At 61.5% G+C, this 1,893-nt stretch carries 2 protein-coding genes; both read right to left on the minus strand.

Annotated features, from left to right (window positions below; translation table 11 throughout):
* Positions 1-116: 116 nt before the first annotated feature.
* The gene (locus M673_RS24460) at positions 117-863 is read right to left on the minus strand and encodes a hypothetical protein (RefSeq protein WP_148640269.1); all 747 of its coding nucleotides are present in this window, start codon (positions 861-863) and stop codon (positions 117-119) included.
* Positions 864-1,150: 287 nt separating this feature from the next.
* A complete protein-coding gene (locus M673_RS23455) occupies positions 1,151-1,609 on the minus strand; it encodes a helix-turn-helix domain-containing protein (protein WP_061979161.1) in 459 nt (152 codons plus the stop codon).
* Positions 1,610-1,893: the final 284 nt, after the last annotated feature.

Raw genomic sequence — 1,893 nt, forward strand, 5'->3', positions numbered from 1 at the left:
GCCTTTGTTTTTCATGAGTTTAGTGACAATAAAAATGGCCAGCCGTCATCGCAGCGTTCGTGAAAGAACACCGTGCAATAGGCCTACGAGGCTGAGATTCTGCCGAAGACGTCGCTTTAGCGGCGTCGCCATTCCGTTCTGTTCGGTTCGGGATGGGTTTGGGGGCGGTTTGGAGGGCAAATTCGGGCTGGTTTAGACTCCACGAAGTGCCTCGAAGAGCTTCGCGCTTCCTTTCTAGGAGGAATCCTATTCGTGGGGGACGCTTCTTTGCCCCCTGTCGAACGCGACCCTTTCTCGATCCAGAGCTGCCATTCCTGCGAGCGGATCGTGACGATGTTGGGCAGATTCTTCTGACCTGGCCGGGGTCGACGCGTGACCTCAATAAGCTCCATGCGCTCGGCGATCCGGAGCGCCCTTTTGGCGCTGGTGCGGGAGATGCCGGCGAGCCCGGCGAGCGCGCCGATCGGACGGGCACAGTGGCCCCGCTTCCGGATCTCCTGAACGACGATCGCCAGAAGCGCCCGCTCGCTTTCCGTGAAGCGGCTTGCGAGCGCCGGCGGCATGGCGCCGGACGAAGCACAGCACCGCCGGCGAAGGATCGAGGCGGCGCGATCGGGAGAGCATTGGTGGCGGCGCGGCTGTGAGAAGGGTCCGATAGGAGGTGGGAAGGGGCGTGACGGCGGTATCAAGCTGGGATGGCCTCGGCCTTTGGGCCGGCGCAGCTGGATCGCGGCGTAGAGCTCGCTGGCTTCGTCATCCGTCAGATGCGCCTCGGCCCAAACCGCCGTGACCTGTTTGAAGAGGGCATCGAGGGTGGCCACTGAGGCCGAAGTGATCATCTGGGCAAGAATGGAACGGATCACGGCACAGAACTCCTGTGAGCCGGATCGGACCGTGAAAGCGACGTGCATCTTCGGGTCGGGGTTTACGCAAAACCCGTTGACGACGTTCCGACGATGTGGGAGCCTGAACACCGTTTGGGGGTGTCTTTTTCAGGCTCCTTATCTATTGGCGGCCTCGAAGTTCCAGCTTCGGGGCCGTTCGCTTTTTAGATCCTACTGCGGCGGCCAAATTCTTAACGCTCCAAGGAGTCGCGTTAACATCTCCATTTGGCGGATGCTCGCTGACAGAGTCAAACGAAAGCCGGTCTTCAGCCGCGCACGGCCCCCAGGAGGCGTGCCAAGAAGCCGTTTCGATCTCCCTGTTCGTCCCTTGCCGGCGCGGCCGTGACCGGCCTCTCATGCGTGATAGCGAGCCTCTGTGCCTGTTCGCGCCAATGTTCGCGCTCCTGCCGTAGCTCGGTCGCACGCTCCCGCTCCGTTGCCAGCAACGTTTCAAGATGTCCGACCGTGAGACGAAGCGTAATCGCCTCCTGTAACGCCTTGGCATCCATATCGGCGTAACCAGACCCCGTTTCGGATCGCATCGCCGTTTCAGCGGGCGGCGTTTCCCGCGTTGCGGCGAGGTAGCGGTCGAGTTCCGACGGCTCGATCCGGAAGGTCCCGTCGTCGAGACGCGTGGCCGAGATCTTGCCGCTTTTCACCGCGCGCCAGATCGTGGGCTTGGTCTTGCCGGCAACCTCGGCTGCCGTTGCGAGCGTGTAGGACATGGCGCAACGCCTCGTGTTCGATCGTATCGCGTACCGTATCGGGCGAATGGTTAAGGGCGACTTAACCATTCGCCCGATACGGTACGCCCCAGAGCTCGCAACGCCTTCTCGATACGACCAGAAATGGCTCGATATCAGTCCGTTACGCCTCCTGGTTTATGCTGACTCTCAACCTCTCCAAGCTTTCTTCACCTGCACCTTTCTCCCTCCTTGCCCGTTGCCGTCTCGCAGCCTTCAAGCGCTGCCCTGCATGCCCGAAGAGGCGGCCTGGTCTGGCAGGAAGG

The organism is Aureimonas sp. AU20 (assembly GCF_001442755.1).
In the GTDB taxonomy this organism is placed as follows: domain Bacteria; phylum Pseudomonadota; class Alphaproteobacteria; order Rhizobiales; family Rhizobiaceae; genus Aureimonas.

Excerpts from the sequence above, each read along its gene's own strand:
- M673_RS23455 (WP_061979161.1), bottom strand. The coding sequence starts at position 1,609 with ATGTCCTACACGCTCGCAACGGCAGCCGAGGTTGCCGGCAAGACCAAG.